The following is a 3,667-nucleotide window of genomic DNA, read 5'->3' as shown; positions in this document are numbered from 1 at the left end:
GGGTCGGCCGCGGCGCGCTCCGGGACCGACTCCCGGCAAGTCACGCCGCCGCCCCGGAGCCGCGGATCCGGACGAAGCGATGGCAACACACAAATCCCGCGGCAACCTTTGCCGGACCATGACCACTCACGCGGAGCCCCTCTCGTCGGTGGTGGAGACGATCGGCGAGACCCCGCTCGTCCGCGTCCACGACTCGCCCGACGCCGTTCCGGTGTACGCCAAGCTGGAGTCGTTCAACCCCGGCGCGAGCATCAAGGACCGCATCGGGAAGTACATGCTCGAACGAATGTTAGAGCGCGGCGACGTGGGCGAGGGCGGCACCGTGATCGAGCCGACCGCCGGCAACACCGGCATCGGGATCGCGGTCGCGGCGGGGCAGCTCGGCCTGAACGCGATCTTCGTCGTCCCCGAGCGCTTCTCGGTGGAGAAACAGCAGCTCATGCGCGCGCTCGGCGCGGAGGTCGTGAACACCCCGAGCAAGGACGGGATGGAGCTCGCCATCGAGCGCGCCCACGAGATCGCGGAGGAACTCGACGACGCGGTCGTCCCCCAGCAGTTCTCGAACCCCCTCAACGCCGAGGCGCACTACGAGACGACCGCCCCCGAGATCGACGAGGCGCTCGACGGCGAGGTGGGCGCGGTCGTCGCCGGCTGCGGCACCGCTGGGACGCTGATGGGCGTGGCCCGCTACTTCCGGGAGGCAGACGCGGACACCCACGTCACCGCAGTCGAGCCGGCCGGCTCCGCGTACCGCGAGTTCTTCGGCGAGGACGTCGAACACGGGGAGTACAAGACGGAGGGGATCGGCACCCACGACATCGACACGAACGAGCTGTTCGATCCCGACCTCGTCGACGAGATCCAAGCGATCGACGACCGCGACGTCCACGAGGAGATGGGACGGCTCGCGGCCGAGGAGGGGCAGCTCGTCGCCTCCTCGGCGGCCGCGAACTCGCTCGCCGCAAAGCGCGTCGCCCGCGACATCCGGGACGGCGAGATCGACGCGCCACACGAGACGGTCGTCACCGTCTTCTGCGACTCCTCCGAGCGCTACCTCTCGAAGGGCGTCTACCGGAGCTTCGAGGAGTGGGAAGGGTAGCCGCGCCGACGCCGCCAGCGTTTATTTTTCGCCGCGCAGGCGACCGTGTTCGACCTTGATACACCGGTCTTGGACCACGTCGATCCCGTCGGCCGCCGCGTTCGTGGCCGCCTCGTCGTGGCTGATCCCGAGTTGGAGCCACGCCGCGCCCGCGTCGCCGCGCGAGGCGTGTCGCTCGCGGACGGCGTCGAGTATCTCCGGCACCTCCTCGCTCGGGCGGAACACGTCGACGAGGTCGATCGTCTCCTCGACGTCGCCGACCGCGTCGTACGCCCGCTCGCCGAGTATCTCGTCCGCGTAGGGGTTCACCGGGATCACGTGGTAGCCGTGCTCTTGGAGGTACGCGGGTACGTCGTGGGCGGCCTTGCCGGGCGTCGTCGAGCAGCCGACGACGGCGATCGTCTCCGCGTCGAGCAGGCGGTCGAGTCCCTCGTCCTTGGTGATGAGCATAGACGACGCTTCGAGCGCGATCCGATTAAGCGGATCCCCCGCGGCGAGAGCCGCGCGCGGCCGACCGGTCAGGCGAGCCGGATGTCCGGCTCGCCGTCCTCGGTGACGGTGATGATCCCGTCGAACAGCTGTTTGAGCGTGTTCATCGCCTGATCGTCGTGGGCCGTCGAGTCGATGCTGAACAGGCCCAGCCCGTCGACGCTCTGGACGCGCCCCGTGAACACGTGGAGGAACCGGAACACGGTCTGGAGGTCCGAGTACATCAGCAGCGTCGACAGCGAGTGGACCATCACGCGGTTCCGCTCGATGCCCCGGTCGCCGAACGCCTGAAGGAACTCCGAGAGCTTGATCCCGATGCCGGTCATGTCCACCGGCGAGGAGGCGTACTTGATCCGGTCGGACTCCCGCGTCTCACCGCCCTGCTGGCGCGTGACGCAGTCGACGACTGCGACGGGTTTCCCCTCGTACGGCGTCCGCTTCTCGTAGTCGCGGAGAACCCGGTCGGCACCGTCCTTCGTGGTGACCACGATGGCCCCCTCGTCGCGGTCGGTCCCCGCGGCGAGGATGTCCATCATCATCGACCGCTTCCCGCTGAGCGGCGGACCGGTCAACAGGATGTTGGTCCCGGGGTCGACCTCGGCGTCGAACTGCGGCGTCAACTCATACATGGACGCACCTCGGGGGCGACGACGTCGGCGCGAGCCGCTCGTTCGGCTGTGAGGCCGTACGACCAGGACACATCTACTACCGAAACATGCCCGCTCCGAATAATATTCTTTTTGATCGCCCCTCGTAGGCCCGCCTCGCGTCTCCGCGTGCCTCCGCGACCGTTCAGCCGCTCGATTCGGTCGCAAAACCGGGAGAAAACGCCGCTGTGGGGGACTGACGTGTCACATCCGCGAATCGATCGACCGGCGGGAACGAGCCGTAGACCGACGGGCTGCGCGACGCCGATTTCGAATCGCGGGACTTAACACGGTCTCGGAAGTAACTCCGGATACGGGCGCTTAGCTCAGTTTGGACAGAGTGCTTGGCTTCGGACCAAGTTGCCACGGGTTCAAATCCTGTAGCGCCCATCCGATTTTTACTTCTCTTAGAGCGACCGCGACCCTCCGCTGATCGCCGTGACTCTGCGAGCGGCAGATGCGAAAGCCCGTCGACTCCCGGCGACGGTCACCGGTCCGACCGGCCGCAGCCCTGACCGTTTAGTACCGCCCCGCAGAACCCCGTTCCATGTACGCGCTTGTCGGCGGGACCGTCCACACGGCAACGGAGCGGGGAACGATCGACGCCACCGTCGTCATCGACGACGGCGAGATCGTCTCCGTCGAGGACGGCGAGCCGCCCGCGGAAGCGACCGTGATCGACGTCTCGGGCCACCACGTCACGCCCGGGCTGGTCGACGCGCACAGCCACGCCGGCATGGCCGAGTGGGGCGAGCCGGAGGACGGCGACGTCAACGAGGGGACCGCGGCGGTCACCCCGCACGTCAACGCGCTCGACGGCTTCCACCCCCGCGACGAGGAGCTGAAACACGCGTTCCAGAACGGCGTGACCTCAGTGTCGGCGCGGATGGGGTCCGGCAACGTGATCGGCGGGATCATCTGTTCGATGAAGACCCACGGGCTGACCGCCGACGAGATGCTGATCCGCGAAGACGGGATGAAGGCCGCGATGGGCGAGAACCCGAAGCGCTTCCACGGCGAGGAGCAGGGCCGCCAGCCGTCGACGCGGCCCGGCGTCGCGGCCACGCTCCGCGAGGCGCTGATGGAGGCCGAAGACTACGTCGACCGGCGCGAACACGCCCGCAACGAGGGCGAGCCGTTCGAGCGCGACCTCGGCATGGAGAACCTCGCGCGGGTGCTCACCGAGGGGCTTCCGCTCCGCGTTCACGCGCACCGCAGCGACGACATCATGACGGTCTTCCGGATCGCCGAGGAGTTCGGGATCGAGTCGCTCTCGATCGAACACGCGACCGAGGGCCACCTGATCGCCGAGGAGTTCGCGGAGCGCGACGTGCCCGCGATCGTCGGCCCGTCGCTGTACTCGGGCGCGAAGTACGAGCTCCGAAACATCACCTTCGAGACGCCGGCGATCCTCCGCGAGGCGGGCGTAAAG

General features: G+C 68.1%; 4 protein-coding genes and 1 tRNA gene. 3 read left to right on the top strand and 2 right to left on the bottom strand.

Going from position 1 to position 3,667, the window contains the following annotated elements; translation table 11 throughout:
* The first annotated feature begins 118 nt into the window (after window positions 1–118).
* Window positions 119–1,099, top strand: a complete 981-nt coding sequence (locus BN903_RS07820) for a PLP-dependent cysteine synthase family protein (protein ID WP_048077214.1) — start codon at window positions 119–121, stop codon at window positions 1,097–1,099.
* 21 nt (window positions 1,100–1,120) lie between these two features.
* Here BN903_RS07820 and BN903_RS07815 read toward each other — a convergent pair whose 3' ends face one another.
* Window positions 1,121–1,549, bottom strand: a complete 429-nt coding sequence (locus BN903_RS07815; RefSeq protein ID WP_048077213.1) for a CoA-binding protein — start codon at window positions 1,547–1,549, stop codon at window positions 1,121–1,123.
* A gap of 68 nt (window positions 1,550–1,617) precedes the next feature.
* Complete coding sequence (locus BN903_RS07810; protein WP_048077212.1) at window positions 1,618–2,217, bottom strand: recombinase RecA; 600 nt, start codon at window positions 2,215–2,217, stop codon at window positions 1,618–1,620.
* A gap of 333 nt (window positions 2,218–2,550) precedes the next feature.
* Between BN903_RS07810 and BN903_RS07805 the strand changes: the two genes are divergently transcribed.
* Window positions 2,551–2,625, top strand: a tRNA-Arg gene (locus BN903_RS07805).
* A 157-nt stretch (window positions 2,626–2,782) separates the two neighbouring features.
* A partial coding sequence (locus BN903_RS07800; RefSeq protein WP_048077211.1) for an amidohydrolase occupies window positions 2,783–3,667 on the top strand: 885 nt, incomplete at its 3' end.

The organism is Halorubrum sp. AJ67, from assembly GCF_000513435.1.
This window is presented reverse-complemented; position numbering and strand designations above follow the sequence as displayed.